The following is a 15,863-nucleotide window of genomic DNA, read 5'->3' as shown; positions in this document are numbered from 1 at the left end:
AGAACGATCATGCGATCCGCGCTCAGCCTCGGCTATCTCGATGGACGGAGAGCAAAGGGCACGAACAGTCTGCCCACTTGGTTGTTTATCTCGGTCGTCGGGCTCCTCGTCTTCTCGGCCGGCGCGGTCCTATTTGGCCAGGCGACGGGTCTTGGACTGGTGAAGCAGGAAGCGGGGCGTCCGGTTGCCGTCCGCGACGTCATCATCAGCCGTGGGTCCGGCGATATCGTCGTTGTCACTGATGCGGTGAGTGGCGAGATGATCGCATCCTATCCGCAGGATGCCGGTGGCTTCGTTCGGGGATCGCTACGGGCTTTCGAGCGGATGCGTCAGGTGGCGGCGATGCCGGCCGATGCCGCCTATCGCATCATCAAATGGGACACCGGTCGCATCAGCCTTTCCGACACCGCAACCGGAGAACGCATCTATCTCGAGGCATTCGGTCGGGACAACGCCGCCGCATTTGCCGCACTGCTTGATACCCAAGGAGGCACACGGCCATGAATCCGTTATTCTCTCTGATGCGCCGGCGCGAAGTCGTCGACTGCACTGTCGAGATCAACAATACCTTCGAGGCGCTCGGCGCGCATCTGCGCTTCGACAACGGCATCGTCGTCCATCCGGGCGACGAGGTGCTGGTGCACGGGGCGCCGGTCTCGATCCCCTATGGTTCGACACAGAATTTCCGCCGCAAGGCGACGATCACGCGTGCCGGCGCACTCGAACGCGCCTGGATTCGCGCCACCGGCGATCTCGACATGATGGAATTGTGCGAATTCAGCTTCACCGAGAGGGCACTGTCATGAACAATCATGTTTCCCCCGGCGATCTTGCCGATCACGAGCAGACGGTCGAGGAGCGTATGGCCGGCGTCAATGACACGACGCGCAGCGCGCTGGTCTCGACCATGCTCGCCCCCCGATTCTACACGACGGACTTCGAGGAGATGGACCGGATCAATGTCGAGCCGGTGCGGGCAGAATGGGACGTGCTGATCGCGCAGATGAAAAGCGATCCGAACCGTGGCCACTTCAAGCGCAACGAGGCGTGGGAAGACATCGATATCGATGCGCTGCCTGATGACCTGCGCGAAGAGTTCATCGATTTTCTCGTCTCCTCGCTTACGTCCGAGTTCTCAGGCTGCGTTCTCTATAAGGAAATGAAACGGCGCGGCAAAAACCAGGAGATCTGCGAGCTCTTCGGCTACATGAGCCGCGATGAATCCCGCCATGCCGGCTTCATCAACGATGCGCTGAAGGATTTCGGAATTGGCGTGAACATGGGCTTCCTGGCGAAGGCGAAGAAGTACACCTTCTTCAAGCCCAAGTTCATCTACTATGCCACCTATCTCTCCGAAAAGATCGGCTATGCCCGCTACATCACAATCTTCCGGCATCTCGAAAAACACCCCGAGAAGCGATTCCATCCGATTTTCAAGTGGTTCCGCGAGTGGTGCAATGACGAGTTCTCGCATGGAGAAGCCTTCTCGCTGATCATCCGTTCCGACAAGCGGTTGATGGAGGGTGTGAACAAATACTGGATCAAGTTCTTCCTGCTTGCCGTCTTCGCGACCATGTATGTGCGCGATCACATGCGACCGGCCTTCCACAAGGGGCTCGGCGTCGACATCGATGACTACGACATGAAGGTCTTCCGCCTCACCTCCGAAATCTCGCGGCAGTGCTTTCCCCTTGTCCTGGATCTCGACAATCCCGCGATGCGTGAGGGCTTCCGCCGCATGGAGCGGATCAACAGGAAAATGCAAGCCGCCGGTGCGCGCGGGGGTGTGGCGGGGCGGGTCGGCAAGGCCTTCTGGTCAGGCGCCGCTGCTGTGAATTTTGTCAGGATGTACATGCTCCCGACGAAATCGAACGCCATTCCGGCGACGTCTCGCCTGCAACCGGTCTGGTAAGGGGCGTTCCATGACACTGACGCACCCGCTCGCCGTCGTTCTCGTCGCCATATCCGTGTGGTGGCTTTCGACCGGGCTGGTGCTTGCTCTGGTGAACCGCTCCGGCACGACCGGCCGGTATTTCGCCATGATGTCGATGATGACCGTGGTCGGCCTTGGTGGTTTTGCGTTGATGGTCCATGGCAGCGGCGAACAGACGCCGCTCGGTTCCTATGCCGGGTTCTTTGGCGCGCTGTTGGTGTGGGCCTGGCACGAGGCTGCTTTTCTGACTGGGTTGGTGACCGGGCGTCGGCGGGAGTGCCCGCCGGGCATTTCCGGGGTCGCGCGGTTCAAGGCCGCGTGGGACGCCGTGCGTGACCACGAGATCGCCATCCTGCTGACGGCGCTCGTGCTCTGGACAGTCCTGGCTGATGCTCCCAACCAATTCGGCCTTGCCTCGTTCGGCCTCCTCTGGGGCATGCGCATTTCCGCCAAGTTGGTCATCTTTCTCGGTGCCCCACATGCGGTCAGCGACCTGATGCCGAAGGGAATCGTGCATCTGAAGAGCTACTTCAAGACGGACCGGTTGACCCCGCTGTTTCCATTGTTTCTGGCGGTCGCCGGCAGCCTTTTCGTCATTCTCGTCGTCGGCGCGTCGCGGGCCACACAGGACCATTCGGTCGTGGGGCATACGCTGCTCGCAACATTCATGGCGCTGGCGATCGTCGAGCATCTGGTCCTGGTGCTGCCTGTCTCCGACACGGCGCTCTGGCGATGGGCCATGGCCCGGCAGGATCGGGCAAAATTGGCGGTTTGTACGCCGGTGGATGGTACCACCGCCTTCGGGGTTCCGGGAATGAAGGAGGGTGTGCCGGTATCCATGCAACACACCTCCTGGACAACAATTGGACATGACACGATCGGGAAGAGGAAAGACTGATGGATGTTCTTCAGCATATGCAAGAGGCGCTGACGGGCCTGCACAATGCCGGCAATTATCGCGTCTTCGCGGATCTCGAACGCCATTGCGCGGCCTTCCCAAAAGCGTCTTTCCATCATGACGATGGCACAAAGCGGGACGTAACCGTCTGGTGTTCCAACGACTATCTCGGCATGGGCCAGAACCCGCTTGTCACCGATCGCATGGTTGAAGTGATCCGCAAGTGCGGGGCGGGCGCTGGAGGCACGCGCAACATCTCCGGCACAAATCACTATCACGTGCTCCTCGAGAAGGAACTCGCGGACCTGCACGGCAAGGAAGGTGCGCTGATCTTCACCTCAGGCTATGTGTCGAATTGGGCAGCGCTCGGCACGCTGCTATCGAAGATCCCTGATATCATCTGCTACTCCGACGCCCTCAATCATGCCTCCATGATCGAAGGGATTCGCCATTCACGATGCACCAAGCGGCAGTTCCGTCACAATGACTGGAGGCATCTGCGCGAACTGATGGCGGCCGACGATCCGGCAGCGCCAAAGCTGGTCGCCTTCGAAAGCGTCTACTCGATGGACGGCGATATTTCGCCGATCCGGGAAATCTGCGACGTCGCCGACCAGTTCGGGGCGATGACCTATCTTGATGAGGTGCATGCGGTCGGCATGTACGGGCCACGCGGCGGGGGTGTCGCGGAGCGGGAAGGTTTGATGGATCGGCTGACCGTCATCGAGGGGACCCTGGGCAAGGCCTTCGGGGTAATGGGTGGCTACATCACCGGACCTGCCGTCCTCGTCGACTTCGTCCGCTCGTTTGCATCAGGTTTCATCTTCACGACCGCGATCCCGCCTGCGCTTGCAGCTGGAGCGACTGCGTCGATCCGCCACCTGAAGGAAAGCAGCCTCGAGCGCCATATGCATCAGGTGGCCGTTGCGAAGGTGCGGCGGGCGCTCGACGTTCGCGGCATTCCGCATATGCACAATCCGAGCCACATCGTGCCGGTGATGGTGGGCAACGCGGCCAAATGCAAATGGATATCGGATGTCCTGCTCGACGACTTCGGCATTTACGTGCAGCCGATCAATTATCCGACCGTTGCCGTCGGCAAGGAAAGGCTGCGCATCACGCCCACGCCGCTGCACAGCGACGGTGATATCGAACACCTGGCCGAGGCGCTCTGTTCACTCTGGTCCAAATGCGCGCTGGCTCGGGCCGTTGCCTGACAAGCTTTCAGGCGTTATGCGCTCGGACCGCAGGAGCAGTATGGAACACGTGAGATGAGCGACAACACCCTAATACCCGCGATCGCGGGCGACGGCTCGCTGTATCCGATCGACAAGATGAAGGCTCACGTCGACGGGCTGCTGCATCTTGCCGTTTCGGCGTTCGTATTCGATGGCGACCTTTTGCTCATCCAGAAACGTGCCGCCACCAAATACCATTGTCCGGGGCAGTGGGCCAACACCTGCTGCACGCATCCGCATTGGAACGAGACGCTTGAACATTGCGTGGAACGTCGTCTCGTCGAAGAGCTCGGTTTCACCACTCCACTCATCCGTCACCAGACCGTCGAGTATGCGGCCGAGGTCGGGTCGGGGCTTCGGGAGCATGAACGCGTGACGCTCTTCAGTGCCCAGGTCGACCGCAAGACTTTGCGGGTTGAGCCGGTTGCAAGCGAGGTGGAGGCAGTCCGCTGGATCTCGCAGACGCAGTTGCTGAGGGAGGTTTATGAGCAACCCTCTTCATTCACGCCCTGGTTCCGGATCTACCTCCAGCGATTTCCCGGGCTCAGCTTTGCGCAGGCGGCCTAAAACGTTTCCCCACATATCCTGGCAAAAAGAAAGGGGAGCCCGAGAGCTCCCCTTCCTCGTGCGGCCTGCCTTGGGAGGCCGTCAGTTGTTCGCCGGGTCCGTGGCCACCGGAAGGTCGGCGGCGGCCTGCTGGGTGATAGCTGCCGCCGGCACTGCGCTGCTTTGTTGCGCGGGCGCCATCCGCTGTGTCGTTCCCGGCTGGTATGTCGTGAAATCGGGAACGTCCGTCGGCCCCTTCTTCGCAAGCGAGTCCACATAGTCCTTTAGCATGGACACGCCATAGAGCGGTTTCTGCACACCGGCATGGCAGGTAGCGCAACCGACCTTGAAGACATCCCCTTCAGGTCCCTTGCGGATATCCGGAAAGACGGGCGTCAGGCCGACCATGTAGTTGGCGTTGATGTCGCGCGCCATGCGGATACCATGCCATGCGGTGACACGCTGGGGTGGGCTCTGGTCCCAGTCATTGAAGGCACGCGAATTGTGGCAGGTGACGCAATTCACACCGAGAGATTCCGACATGTGCATCATCAGCGACCATGTGGCTTCCGTTTCCTTCGTGCCGGCATGATTGGTTCCGGTGGGAAGGGCGGTCTTGGAGTGAACACGGATCTGAGCGTCCCCGAGCAGATAGTCCTTGAGGACATTCTGCGGCAGCGATGAATTGCCGCCGAAGCGAGCGACCACATTCTGTCCCTGACGGTTCTGGGTCATGTTGCCGGCCGGCTTCGGTTCCTGGTCTTCGTACCAATAGTTGGCGGGAATCCCCTGGCCGCGGTGGCATGTATAGCACGTGACGCCGACCTGACCGACATGGGCATTCCAGTCGACGTTGACCGCCTGGGTCATTTGTATCATGCGGCGGGCGACGACCTTCTGGTAGACTTCATCGGACGCCAGGTTCTCGGGGTTGTGGCAGTAGTTGCATCCCGCTTCAGGTGCGATCCATTCGGTGATCGAGGCCATGAACTGGTTGAACTGGTCATCGGACAGATCCCGCAGGACCTGTACGTTCTCATAGATATCGCCGGCCCTGTCACCGGCTGGATCGGCTTCCCATGGCGCTGCGGGAACGACATTCGCAAGCTTCAACGCCTCCTGCGTTTCCATGTCGCTATGATGGTTCATGCCGGTGCCGCGATAACCGATCTGCACGGTTTCAACCGGCGGCGCGTCCCAGCCGGCGCCGACGAAGCTCGCGATCGTCAGCAAGGCTCCTGCGGAGGCGGCAAATGGAATCCAGAGTCTCATTGTCCTTCTCCCTTATAGCGCCGGATCGACCACATCCGGCCACAAGGTCGGAAGTGGGGATACGAGCCCATGGTTGACGCCCCAGAGGTACCAGTTGTCGACGACCGTGCCGGTGAGCAGGATGCCGATGCCACCTGTCAGCGGGGTTAGGATGGCGAACCACCAGGCCCAGCGATGGACGGATTCCATGGTGGCGTTAAAGCCCATGGTCCAGCGCCAGAAGAGGGCCGCGCGTTCCGATGCCGTGCCGCGGTCGGTGATCTGCTCCAGCTCTCGCTCGCCGCCGTATTTGCCAACGGCGAGGATCGTTGCGCCATGCATGGCGAACAACAGTACGGAGCCGTAGAGAAAGACGATCGAGAGGCAGTGGAACGGGTTGTAGTAGAGGTTGCCGTAGCGGATCGACAGCGCCGCCGTCCAGTCGAGGTGCGGGAAGATGCCGAATGGCACTGCTTCGGAGAAATTACCCATCAGCAGCGGCCGAATAAAGCCGAGCACAAGGAAGAGCCAGATTGCCGACGCAAACGCCCAGGCGACGTGGGTGCCGAGTTCGAGCTGCCGCGCGCGACGATAGACGCGCACCCACCAGAGAAGAACCGACAGGGTCAGGAAGAAGCCGGCCATCAGCCACCAGCCGCCTTCGGCCAGTGGCGGGAGAACCTTCAGTCCATATTTTGCCGGCGGTGGTTCCAGCCCGAGCCAGAAGAGCTGCCTTACGAACTGGATCGGATCCCAGCCGACGGAAGCCAACATGTTGAGGCCGATGATCTCGAAGCCGATGAAGCCGAAAACCAGCGACAGCGTACCGAGATAACCGAGATAGATCGGGCCGATCTGCGCGTTGCCGATCATCCCGAACAGGCGGACGAAGAATGGCTCTCCCGTCCGCGGGCTGTCGCCGCGCGGTAGCGGCATGCCTTCTTCGGCCGGTCCGCTGATCTGTATCGGCGTGATGATGTTTTGATACTGTGCTAAGAACATTGTCCGGTCCCCCTCAGTTCCAGATCGGTAGCTCGAGCCACCAGTTCCACCACTGGGGCCAGCCTTTGTTCCAGAAGGGACCGCTGATCACGATACAGACGGCGCTCCAGAACCCGGCGTTGAGCGCGAGGATCAGGCCCAGCCGATGGATGCCGAGCGTGCCGATCGAGTAACCGATGATGTCGCGGAAGAAGGTGTCTTCATACTCCGGCGTCTTGACCTCCGCCTGCTTGCCGGCTTCGTCGATCGACGCGCCCGGGTTCGCCGCCGAGAGAATGAGGCCGCCGTGCAGCGCCAGCGCCAGCGTCGTCGTGAAGAAGAACGACACGGCGATCATGTGGGCCGGGTTATAGTGGAAGTGGAGATACTGGTAGCCGACATTCGACACCCAGTCGAGGTGACTGAAAATGCCGTAGGGAAAGCCGTTGCCCCAGGCGCCAAGCAACAGGGGGCGTATGACCACAAGGGTGGTGTAGGCGAGGATCGCGAAGGAGAACGCGAAAGGCACGTGATAGCCGATACCCAGTTTGCGGCATATCTCCACCTCTCTCAGGGCCCAGGAAATGAAGGCCCCCAGCGCACAGACCGTGATGATCTGCCAGAGCCCGCCTTCCTTCAGGGGCGCGAGCGCGAGACCGTAGGACAGGTCAGGCGGAGCAATCGAGATCTGCCAGATGTTCCATGTTGGGCCAATCGCCGCGCCGTATATGATGAGCGCCGTGCCAAGAGAGGCAAAGAAGGCGGTCGTTACGCCGAAGAAGCCGACATAGAAGGGACCGACCCAGAAGTCGAACAGATCGCCGCCGATCAGCGTTCCGCCTCGCACGCGATATTTGCGTTCAAAACTCAGCAGCGCCATTTTCGTATCCTCCAGGGGTGGTCAGCCGGTTGGCGATGTCCGTGCGTAAGAGATTGGCGGCGGGCGGGATCGTTGAACCGATCGCGCCCGCTGCCGGTTCGAGCTTCAGCCGACAAGCTGATCCGCGTCCCATGAGATGGAGTGCTCGATCGCACTGGTCCGGAGGGGTTTGCCCTCGAGCCAGTTGAACCGCTCCGTGCTCAACAGGATGAAGTGGATCAGGATTGCGAGCGTGAACAGGAATACAGACAGTGCGACCAGCGCCTTGCGCGGATCGAACATGAGCCAGATTCTCCACATGTTGCGCTCTCCTTATGCCAGCATCGGCAGAAGCGCTTGGGCCGTCTGGTTGATGCTCTCCAGGGAGACATAACCTTCCGGCCCTGGAATCCAGGGACGCCACATCCAAACCAGGATATGCGCGACGATCGCAATCGCCGTGAATATCATGAAGCCTTGGATGAAGAACCCATGGACCTCCCGAGCTTCGCTTTCGGTCAGACCCGAAAGTGAAACATTTGATGTTTCAGCCATCAAACTCACCTCCTAGTCTCGAACGCCGCGGCACCCCCGCGGCGGGGTTCCGGCAAAGCCGCCCGAACGGCATCACCGGGTTTTTTGCCGGTGTCGAGAACACCGGCAAACCAGGAGGTCACGCGTGGAACGCGTAACCGACAGCCGCATAGGCGGCCGAGCGGGCTTCAGCAAAGACCGACTGCTCCGGCCGCGTGGATCCCGCCGTGAAATGGAGAGCGATCCGGTGGCTCGTCGCCGCGATCAGGCAAAGCGGATATGAGATCAGGAACAGTTGCCGCATCAGCGCGCGCTCCGACTGCCTGTCTCTCAGCGCGTGCGATGGCGCCGAATACTTGTTGGTGGGAAGCATGCTGTCACCTCCTTGCCGTCCCCCGGACGGGCCTGTGAATGTCGTCTTCATGCGTATGCTCCCGTCGCCGTTCGCGACGCGTGTTCCAGATGCCGGGTTTCGACCTCGGACGCGTTCTCACGGCGCGCCTCACGCTCCGCGGCATCGCGAAGGCGTTTGGCGGCGGAAATGCGGACAAGTACGGGTTCGTCGTTGATGCGCCGATCCAGCAGGGACTGGGCGTCCAGCGACCACGGCAGTTCGCCGGCTCGACGCGTCGTCGTAGGCTCTATTGCATCGAGCTCGCCTGCCTTCGGCAGGATCTCGAAAAGCATGTCGAAGAGTGCGTTGCAGACTTCCTGTATGAGCCAGGCGGCGCCCGAATAGCCCATGACCGGCGTTCCGATATGGCGGCGCACGATGGCGCCGGGGTAGGACAACTGGACAAACTTGCCGCGGGCACCGCGCTCGGCCATGTACATGCGTTCGTTGAACGAGCCGAACATGATCATCGGCGGCTTGTTGCCGACAAGGTCTATGACCGCTGCGTTGTCGGTCTTCGTGCCTGGCTTGCGGGGCACCGCGAAGGTGCAGGGAAGCCCCATTTCCTCCTCAAGGAAATTGCGCACGCCGCGCACATAAGTCTCGTTGGCGACGATGGCGAAGCTCGCGGTCGCGAAGAAGTCCTGGGTAACGGAGCGCCAGAGATCCCAGAGCGGCTTCAGCGTCGTGTGCTTTTCTCTGGTGATGAAGGGTTCCGGATCGAGCCCCAGCATGCCCCCGAGCTCGCGCAGGAACGCGGTCGTCGAATGGATGCCGATTGGTGCCTGCAAGTAGGGGCGATCCAGCGTCTCGCAGAGCAGGCGGCCAAATTCGCGGTACAGGCAGATGTTTACATCTGCGTCGGCGAGCTTGCGCACGTCCTCAATATGACTTCCCAACGGGAAGATCATGTTGATCTCGGCACCGATGCCTTCCACCAGGCGGCGAATCTCCGCGAGGTCGGAGGGCATGTTGTAGGTGCCGTAGATCGGGCCGATGATGTTGACTCGGGGCTTTGCGCCCTCGGCGCGCCGGCGCGGCGCCGGAACCTTGCCACCCTTCGGTCCGAATTCGGTCCAGAGCCACTTCAGCGCACGGTCCGCGCTTTGCCACTGGTCTTCGTCGATGGTGCGCGGCAGAAAGCGGACGATGTTGGAGCCCTCAGGCGTTACGCCGCCACCGATCATTTCGGCGATCGAACCGGTGACGACGACCGCCGGCAGGTCCGGATCGAGGGCCAGGCGGGCCCGTTTCATCGCGCCTTCGGTGCCATGCTGGCCGAGTTCATCCTCGGACAGGCCGGAAACGACGATCGGCAGTTCGTGTGGCGGAAGCGCGTCGGTGTAATGTAGCACCGAGGTGACCGGCAGGTTTTCACAGCCGACCGGGCCATCGATGATGACCTGCAGGCCCTTGATCGCCGTGAAGGCATAGACGCTGCCCCAGTAGCCGCCGGCTCTATCGTGGTCGAGGATCAGCATCCGACACTATCTCCGTTATCGACGGCGTTGCGGGACTGCTTGACCTTGGCTGCATACTTCTTGCGGTAGGCGCTGCGATCCTGGGGAACCTCCTGCCAGACACCGGCGGTGTCTCCGCTGCCGACACCCTCGAAGAATGCGTTCATCGCGATGAAGCGGTCCTTGTTTGCTATGGCGACATTGATGACCGAGGGCAGCGAGCCCGGACCGGCCGGTCCCATGAGCGGGCGAGCGGAAATCAGGTTGGTGAAGTAGAGCGCGGGTGTCGCGGCCTCCTTGGCCTTCTGCACGACCGGCGTCGTGCCGATCGCCAGATCGGGGCGGAATTCCTCAAAGGCGGCGATGTCCTGCTCGAGCGAGGCGCGGAAGCGGAGGGTTACGCCACGGGCTTCGAGCCAGTCGGCATCCTCGCTGTTGTAGGGGGTCCGGGGACATGCGGTGCCGACATAGCGCAGATCGGCGCCAAGCTCGACCAGCAGTCGTCCAACAATGAGCTCGGAGCCTTCGTAGCCGGAGAGAGTAATGCGCCCGTTGATGCGGTTTGCGGCAAGCCCGGCGGAGATTGCGGCGCGCATGGCGTTGCGGGTGGCGTCGATGCGGGCCTGCGGCACGGAACAGTTCCGTCCTATGGCGGAGAGCCAGGCGTCCGTGCCGTCCAGGCCGATCGGGGCCGAGCCGACGATGCTGCGGCCGGCGGCGGTAAACTCGCGGAAGGTCGCCGTGTAGAAGGGGTGGATCGCGGCCACCGTCGCGCAGTCGAGGGCCGCATAAAGATCGCGCCACTCACGCACGGGAACCGTCGGCCCAACCGCCAGTCCCATCGGCTCCAGCATGCCCCCGATGACGATCGGGTCCGCCGGGAACATCTCGCCGACAAGGGTCAAAGTCGGCTTGTCCTTCAGACCGCCACGGGGGCGCTGCACGGGCCCGGCTTCCGCTTCCTGCCGGGCATAGGCCAGCATGGCGGCCGACAGCACATCCTTGGCCTCCGCATGGGTGGGCACGCCGAAGCCCGGTACGTCGATGCCAACGATACGCACGCCATCGATTTCGCGCGGTAGCATCTTCAGGGGCACGCCCGATGCTGTCGGAACACAGAGGTTGGTTACGATTACCGCATCATATTTTTCCGGGTCGGCCATCTGATGCACCGCCTCGACGATGTCCTCGTAGAGCTTGCCGGTGACAAGGGTTTCCGAGCTGAACGGGACGTAGCCGACCGAGCGCTTGGCGCCATAGAAATGCGAGGTGAAGGTCAGGCCGTAGACGCAGCAGGCTGAGCCCGACAGGATGGTGCCGACGCGGCGCATGCGCAGACCGACGCGCAAGGAACCAAATGCCGGGCACATCGATTGCGGCTGGTCGTGCGGTCCCTTGGGATAGTCCGCCTCGAAGCGATCCATCAAGTCGCCCTGGCCGGCCGCTCGCGCAGCGGCTTTGGACAGTTCGACGCCGCCATGGCAGCCGATGCGTCCGGCATCGGCTGCCATGGCGTCTGCAAAGAACGCGGGATCGGTTCCGGCGGTGGCGGACCGGCCGGTTTCTTCTGCCTCGAATTCCTTGCGAAGATCGTCCATCTGTTCGTCTCGCTCTCACACGTTGTCGTAGACGACTTCCAGCGACGGGCGGGTCAGGGCGCCCGCGGCGCACATGTCTTCCGGCAGGGCTGGCTGGAGCTTGTAGTCGGCGCCGGTTTCGCTTGCGTCGAAGAGGCCAAGAAGGCCGTCTTGATCGAGCGGTCGGGGGAGAACTGGCGGGGCTTCAGCGAGATTGATGGAGAGCGCCTCGAACAGCGGCCCCCACTGGCTGTCGTGGGTTCCGATGATCTGGTAGTTGGCGCTTTTGCGCCTGATATCCTCGTGCTGCGGGATCGAGGCCAATACCGGGATTCCGACGGCTTCCGCGAAGGCCTGCGCCTCTCCGGTGCCGTCGTCCTTGTTGATGACGAGGCCGGCGACGCCGACATTGCCGCCGAGATTGCGGAAGTATTTGACCGCCGAGCAGACATTGTTGGCGACATAAAGCGATTGCAGGTCGTTGGAGCCGACGACGACCACCTTCTGGCACATGTCGCGGGCAATCGGCAGGCCGAAGCCACCGCAAACGACGTCACCGAGGAAGTCCAAGAGGACATAGTCGAAGTCCCAGTCGTGGAAGCCAAGCTTCTCGAGCGTCTCGAAGCCGTGGATAATGCCGCGGCCACCACAGCCGCGGCCGACTTCAGGTCCACCGAGTTCCATCGCGAAGACGCCGTCGCGCTTGAAGCAGACGTCGGAGATCGAGACCTCCTGGCCTGCTTCCTTGCGGCGCGAGGCCGTCTGGATAATCGTCGGGCAGGCGCGGCCGCCGAAGAGCAGTGAAGTCGTGTCGCTCTTCGGATCGCAGCCGATCAGCAACACCTTCTTGCCCAGCTGGGCCAGCATGTAGGAGAGGTTGGCGAGCGTGAAGCTCTTGCCGATGCCGCCCTTGCCGTAGATCGCGATGATCTGCGTTTCCTTGGTGACCTTGCCGGTTGCCGGCGCATCGGGTTCGATGGCGGCTTCTTCGCGAAGGCTTTCCTGCAGGCGCTCCAGTCCGTCCTGTGCGAGGTCGAGGCTCATGCGGCTTTCCTCCAGTCGATGATCATTTTCAGGCAATTTGGATCGTTGAACGCGGTCCGATAGGCGAGCGGCACTTGGCCCGGAGATGCTCGATGGGTCACAAGACCCTTGAGCGAGAGGCGACCCGCGTTGGCGAGATTGATCACGGCAACAACGTCTTCGGAACGAAATTCGGCGGCTATGGAGAGCGTCAGCTCCCGCATGAAAGCCGGAGCGAATGCACAACTAATGCGTTCCCCGTAAAATCCGGCCAGGATGAGTTCGGCCGGCCGGTTGAGCCGGGCGACAACCCGATCGATCACTGCGGGATCGCCGCTGGCATCGATAGCCGTATCATAGCGTGTTTCGGCGTCGTCAGCCGGATCGACGACCGCGTAGCCGTCGCTGCAATCCCTGCGCGACGCAGAGATTTCCCAGACGACAGGCGCCGGAAAACCGAGGGCTATTACAACCCGTGCGATCAGCCGTCCCAGGACGCCATGACCGATGACCAGCCCCACCGCACCCTTCGCGCGGCGGACGGCATGATGCGCCGTTGCCGCCAGCGCCAGAAGAACGGCGTCCTCATCAAGTGCGCCCACATCGTAGACCCGGTTTGCCGGCACCACCAGGCGGGAAGCCGTGGCGCCGAACAGGCCTGCCGCGTCGGGAAAACAGCTCGAGCCAGGGACAAACACCTTCGTGCCAATCTTGAGCCGCGACCCGGCACCAGCCTCAACGACGCGGGCAACCGATTCATAGCCCGGCACCAGCGGGTAACCCATCCCGGGGAAGGCTGGCATCGTGCCTTCGAAAAGCATCTTTTCGGTGCCGGTGGATACGCCGCTGACCAGTGTTTCGACCACCACGTCATCTTGGGCCGGCGCACAGAGTGTCAGCTGCCGCAAGGCTACTTCTCCGGGTCTTTCGAAAACGACGGCTGACGCGTCCATGCGTGCCTCCCAGCACAGGATCGCCTGATCCCTGATGTGTCATCTTAATTTGACATATTTGACTGTCAATTAATATTTACATTTTTCGACAGGGTAGGCCCGTATCGTGTTACCGCACAGCGGTCACAAGCGTTGCGATCAAAGGGTTTGGTGATGGAATTGTCCGTATCGCCGCAAACCCGGCCTTTGCCAGCAATTTGGAAATCTCCTGGTCGCTACGGCATCGCCCGGAGCCCATGGCGAGAAAATAGATGTTGAAATAGGCAGAGGAGAGTCGGGCCCCCTCCGAGGAACCCGCCATCGCTTCGGCAACGATCACTCTGGTGTTCGGCCGCAGCGACCGGTGCAGATTTCCCAGAATGGCAGCGACACGCGCGTCATCGTGATCGCACAGCACGCGAATGAGCGTGACGCAATCCGCCTCGGCGGGAATGTCGTCCTTCACAAAGTCGCCGCCATGAACACGGCTTCGCGCTGCCAGCCCCAAGGTTGCCAGATGATGGCGAGCGCGCTCGGCGACCGACGGCAGATCGAAAAGCCTGAGATCGAGCTCAGGGTTTGCGGCGGCAGCCGCCGCCAGGAAAGCGCCATCCCCGCCGCCAATGTCGAGTAGGACGCGGACCTGACGAAAATCGTAACTGGCCAGGATGCAATCCGACATCATCGTCTGGCTTTCGCGCATCAAGGTCGAATAGTCGGCAATCGAGGCGGCGTCGAGATTGCCCGGTTCGGCGCCCCGCACATAGGCCCAATAGCGCCGCAGTTCCGTCTCCTCGTGGTCCGGCGTCAGCAAGTGCTGGGGCTCCATCAGGTCGCGGTAAAGCATCTCGTGATGAAGAATCATGGCGGCAAGGCCACGGTCGGCCGCGACGACGACGCCGGCATCGTCTAGAATCCAGAGATCGGTTGCGACCTCCCTGACAATGCCGAGATCGGCATTGACTCGCAGCAGGGTGCGAAGTCGGTCGTGAGGCAGGTTCATGGCGGTGGCGAGGCTTTCGCTCGTGAGGGCCTTGTCCACCAGCCTGTCATAGAGGCCGGTCCTCACACCGGTGAGCAGAACCTGCGAAAAGATGAAGCCGCCTGTCAGCCGGAACAGCGCGTTTGCTTTCCGATTGGAGATCTGACGCAGTATCGGAAGACGTGCGATATTTCGTCTGAACGCGCGTGAGGCGATTAGCCGATTACGCCACAGGCGAAGGCGGACGCCGAACGGCAGTGCCTCGTGCTGATGCGTCGAGGCCGCCTCCTGATTACGCGTTCGCCACCTGTGCGAGATGCTGGTTTTATCCTGTCCGGCGGGGGGTGCCATCGGCGCGCCTAGGCGGCGCTTGCGGCAAGTTTCTTCGGCATCAATCGCGTCGCCTCGTTGCGGATCATCGCCCGGAATGCATCGCGTCCGGGGCACTCCGGGACGCTGTCTGCAGCGGAGTCGACCATGGTGCGCAGATGCTTCAAGGCGCCCTCGATTCCGAGGCGAATGGCGATGTTCGGCTTGGCGTTTCTGGCATCCTGGCCAACCGGCTTGCCCATGCTGCCGCCCTCGCCGATCACATCATAAAGGTCGTCGGCCACCTGATACGCAGACCCCAGTGCGTCGGCCAATGGCAGCCAATCCTGGGGGCTTCCGCCAGATGCCAAGGCTCCTGTCGAAACGGCACCAGCGAAGAGCGAGGCCGTCTTGGCACGATGATACTGATCGATATTGATATCGGCTTCGCTTTCCCAAGCCTGCCCAGCGACGAGTCCGTAAGGCGACCCAACCGCTTTGGCAATCGTGGCGATGAGGGGCGCAGTCAGTCGGGGCGCGTGCATGGTCTCGCGCGCGACCGTTTCGAAGGCCGCCACGATCAGACCGTCGCCGACCAGAAGTGCGATTTCTTCCCCGAATTCCGCATGCACCGAGGCTTGTCCGCGTCGGGTGGCGGCGTTGTCGAAGCAGGGCATGTCGTCGTGAACCAGGGATGCGCAGTGCAGAAGCTCGATCGCGGTGGCGGCGGCGTCGGCCGCTTGCGGATCGCTGTCGCCGCAGGCGGTAGCAACAGCGAGGCAGAGCTTTGGCCTGATGCGAGCGCCTCCTGGAAAGACCGCGTGGCGAATGGCTTTGGCAAAAAGCGGCGGGCATCCATTCGCCGTGGCAAAGCGAAGCGACAATTGCATTCCGGCTTCAATACGCTCGGGCAAGTCCATGGGAAACCTCCTCCCAAACTGGATCG

General features: G+C 61.8%; 18 protein-coding genes. 6 read left to right on the top strand and 12 right to left on the bottom strand.

All coding sequences use genetic code 11. The annotated features are described in order from the left end of the window. Positions 1-9 precede the first annotated feature (9 nt). The 6 genes from puhC to idi are packed head-to-tail and all read left to right on the top strand — an operon-like array spanning position 10 to position 4,636. A complete protein-coding gene (gene puhC / locus J5J10_RS21865; RefSeq protein ID WP_211931736.1) occupies positions 10-504 on the top strand; it encodes a photosynthetic complex assembly protein PuhC in 495 nt (164 codons plus the stop codon). Then, on the top strand, positions 501-806 hold the full coding sequence (locus J5J10_RS21860; protein ID WP_208553701.1) for a hypothetical protein: 306 nt from the start codon (positions 501-503) through the stop codon (positions 804-806). Before puhC ends, J5J10_RS21860 begins: the two co-directional genes overlap by 4 nt. 56 nt (positions 807-862) lie before the next feature. Then, positions 863-1,912 (top strand): magnesium-protoporphyrin IX monomethyl ester (oxidative) cyclase, encoded by a 1,050-nt coding sequence (gene acsF, locus J5J10_RS21855; protein WP_211931823.1) that lies wholly within the window; start codon positions 863-865, stop codon positions 1,910-1,912. 10 nt (positions 1,913-1,922) lie between these two features. Next, the gene (gene puhE, locus J5J10_RS21850) at positions 1,923-2,831 is read left to right on the top strand and encodes a putative photosynthetic complex assembly protein PuhE (protein ID WP_211931735.1); all 909 of its coding nucleotides are present in this window, start codon (positions 1,923-1,925) and stop codon (positions 2,829-2,831) included. Further along, entirely contained in the window at positions 2,831-4,048 is a 1,218-nt protein-coding gene (hemA, locus tag J5J10_RS21845) for a 5-aminolevulinate synthase (RefSeq protein WP_211931734.1), read from the top strand. The genes puhE and hemA overlap by 1 nt, the downstream gene beginning before the upstream one ends. A 54-nt stretch (positions 4,049-4,102) precedes the next feature. Continuing rightward, complete coding sequence (gene idi / locus J5J10_RS21840; protein ID WP_211931733.1) at positions 4,103-4,636, top strand: isopentenyl-diphosphate delta-isomerase; 534 nt, start codon at positions 4,103-4,105, stop codon at positions 4,634-4,636. An 81-nt stretch (positions 4,637-4,717) separates the two neighbouring features. On the opposite strand, the gene pufC is transcribed toward idi, so the two are convergent. The 12 genes from pufC to J5J10_RS21780 form a co-directional block, all read right to left on the bottom strand. Then, the gene (gene pufC / locus J5J10_RS21835) at positions 4,718-5,887 is read right to left on the bottom strand and encodes a photosynthetic reaction center cytochrome PufC (protein ID WP_211931732.1); all 1,170 of its coding nucleotides are present in this window, start codon (positions 5,885-5,887) and stop codon (positions 4,718-4,720) included. Positions 5,888-5,899: 12 nt separating this feature from the next. Then, positions 5,900-6,802 carry a photosynthetic reaction center subunit M gene (gene pufM, locus J5J10_RS21830; protein WP_246746042.1) on the bottom strand — a complete coding sequence of 301 codons (903 nt, stop codon included), beginning with the start codon at positions 6,800-6,802 and terminating at the stop codon, positions 5,900-5,902. A 79-nt stretch (positions 6,803-6,881) separates the two neighbouring features. Next, entirely contained in the window at positions 6,882-7,727 is an 846-nt protein-coding gene (pufL, locus tag J5J10_RS21825; RefSeq protein WP_208553707.1) for a photosynthetic reaction center subunit L, read from the bottom strand. Positions 7,728-7,832: 105 nt separating this feature from the next. Then, positions 7,833-8,027 (bottom strand): light-harvesting antenna LH1, alpha subunit, encoded by a 195-nt coding sequence (pufA, locus tag J5J10_RS21820; protein ID WP_208553708.1) that lies wholly within the window; start codon positions 8,025-8,027, stop codon positions 7,833-7,835. Between the two features lie 12 nt (positions 8,028-8,039). Then, a complete protein-coding gene (gene pufB / locus J5J10_RS21815; protein WP_208553709.1) occupies positions 8,040-8,261 on the bottom strand; it encodes a light-harvesting antenna LH1, beta subunit in 222 nt (73 codons plus the stop codon). Between the two features lie 118 nt (positions 8,262-8,379). Beyond that, positions 8,380-8,613, bottom strand: a complete 234-nt coding sequence (locus J5J10_RS21810; protein ID WP_208553710.1) for a hypothetical protein — start codon at positions 8,611-8,613, stop codon at positions 8,380-8,382. Positions 8,614-8,660: 47 nt separating this feature from the next. Then, positions 8,661-10,115: a chlorophyllide a reductase subunit Z gene (gene bchZ, locus J5J10_RS21805; RefSeq protein ID WP_208553711.1), complete on the bottom strand. Its 1,455-nt coding sequence runs from the start codon at positions 10,113-10,115 to the stop codon at positions 8,661-8,663. Continuing rightward, entirely contained in the window at positions 10,109-11,605 is a 1,497-nt protein-coding gene (bchY, locus tag J5J10_RS21800) for a chlorophyllide a reductase subunit Y (protein WP_249117012.1), read from the bottom strand. Before bchY ends, bchZ begins: the two co-directional genes overlap by 7 nt. A gap of 102 nt (positions 11,606-11,707) precedes the next feature. Then, complete coding sequence (locus J5J10_RS21795) at positions 11,708-12,715, bottom strand: chlorophyllide a reductase iron protein subunit X (RefSeq protein ID WP_211931729.1); 1,008 nt, start codon at positions 12,713-12,715, stop codon at positions 11,708-11,710. Beyond that, a complete protein-coding gene (gene bchC, locus J5J10_RS21790; protein ID WP_211931728.1) occupies positions 12,712-13,647 on the bottom strand; it encodes a chlorophyll synthesis pathway protein BchC in 936 nt (311 codons plus the stop codon). Before bchC ends, J5J10_RS21795 begins: the two co-directional genes overlap by 4 nt. Positions 13,648-13,756: 109 nt before the next feature. Next, positions 13,757-14,959 carry a methyltransferase gene (locus J5J10_RS21785; protein WP_211931727.1) on the bottom strand — a complete coding sequence of 401 codons (1,203 nt, stop codon included), beginning with the start codon at positions 14,957-14,959 and terminating at the stop codon, positions 13,757-13,759. An 8-nt stretch (positions 14,960-14,967) separates the two neighbouring features. Then, the gene (locus J5J10_RS21780; protein ID WP_211931726.1) at positions 14,968-15,837 is read right to left on the bottom strand and encodes a polyprenyl synthetase family protein; all 870 of its coding nucleotides are present in this window, start codon (positions 15,835-15,837) and stop codon (positions 14,968-14,970) included. Positions 15,838-15,863: the final 26 nt, after the last annotated feature.

It is taken from the genome of Ciceribacter sp. L1K23 (assembly GCF_018122705.1).
Classification (GTDB): Bacteria; Pseudomonadota; Alphaproteobacteria; order Rhizobiales; family Rhizobiaceae; genus Allorhizobium.
Note: the sequence above shows the minus strand (reverse complement) of the source record. Positions and strands in the feature narration are given on the sequence as shown.

What these genes read in the sequence shown, in the direction of transcription:
- puhC (WP_211931736.1), top strand. Translation starts at nt 10, where the DNA reads ATGCGATCCGCGCTCAGCCTCGGCTATCTCGATGGACGGAGAGCAAAG.
- J5J10_RS21860 (WP_208553701.1), top strand. Translation starts at nt 501, where the DNA reads ATGAATCCGTTATTCTCTCTGATGCGCCGGCGCGAAGTCGTCGACTGC.
- acsF (WP_211931823.1), top strand. Translation starts at nt 863, where the DNA reads ATGGCCGGCGTCAATGACACGACGCGCAGCGCGCTGGTCTCGACCATG.
- puhE (WP_211931735.1), top strand. Translation starts at nt 1,923, where the DNA reads ATGACACTGACGCACCCGCTCGCCGTCGTTCTCGTCGCCATATCCGTG.
- hemA (WP_211931734.1), top strand. Translation starts at nt 2,831, where the DNA reads ATGGATGTTCTTCAGCATATGCAAGAGGCGCTGACGGGCCTGCACAAT.
- idi (WP_211931733.1), top strand. Translation starts at nt 4,103, where the DNA reads ATGAGCGACAACACCCTAATACCCGCGATCGCGGGCGACGGCTCGCTG.
- pufC (WP_211931732.1), bottom strand. Translation starts at nt 5,887, where the DNA reads ATGAGACTCTGGATTCCATTTGCCGCCTCCGCAGGAGCCTTGCTGACG.
- pufM (WP_246746042.1), bottom strand. Translation starts at nt 6,802, where the DNA reads ATGCCGCTACCGCGCGGCGACAGCCCGCGGACGGGAGAGCCATTCTTC.
- pufL (WP_208553707.1), bottom strand. Translation starts at nt 7,727, where the DNA reads ATGGCGCTGCTGAGTTTTGAACGCAAATATCGCGTGCGAGGCGGAACG.
- pufA (WP_208553708.1), bottom strand. Translation starts at nt 8,027, where the DNA reads ATGTGGAGAATCTGGCTCATGTTCGATCCGCGCAAGGCGCTGGTCGCA.
- pufB (WP_208553709.1), bottom strand. Translation starts at nt 8,261, where the DNA reads ATGGCTGAAACATCAAATGTTTCACTTTCGGGTCTGACCGAAAGCGAA.
- J5J10_RS21810 (WP_208553710.1), bottom strand. Translation starts at nt 8,613, where the DNA reads ATGCTTCCCACCAACAAGTATTCGGCGCCATCGCACGCGCTGAGAGAC.
- bchZ (WP_208553711.1), bottom strand. Translation starts at nt 10,115, where the DNA reads ATGCTGATCCTCGACCACGATAGAGCCGGCGGCTACTGGGGCAGCGTC.
- bchY (WP_249117012.1), bottom strand. Translation starts at nt 11,605, where the DNA reads ATGGCAGCCGATGCCGGACGCATCGGCTGCCATGGCGGCGTCGAACTG.
- J5J10_RS21795 (WP_211931729.1), bottom strand. Translation starts at nt 12,715, where the DNA reads ATGAGCCTCGACCTCGCACAGGACGGACTGGAGCGCCTGCAGGAAAGC.
- bchC (WP_211931728.1), bottom strand. Translation starts at nt 13,647, where the DNA reads ATGGACGCGTCAGCCGTCGTTTTCGAAAGACCCGGAGAAGTAGCCTTG.
- J5J10_RS21785 (WP_211931727.1), bottom strand. Translation starts at nt 14,959, where the DNA reads ATGGCACCCCCCGCCGGACAGGATAAAACCAGCATCTCGCACAGGTGG.
- J5J10_RS21780 (WP_211931726.1), bottom strand. Translation starts at nt 15,837, where the DNA reads ATGGACTTGCCCGAGCGTATTGAAGCCGGAATGCAATTGTCGCTTCGC.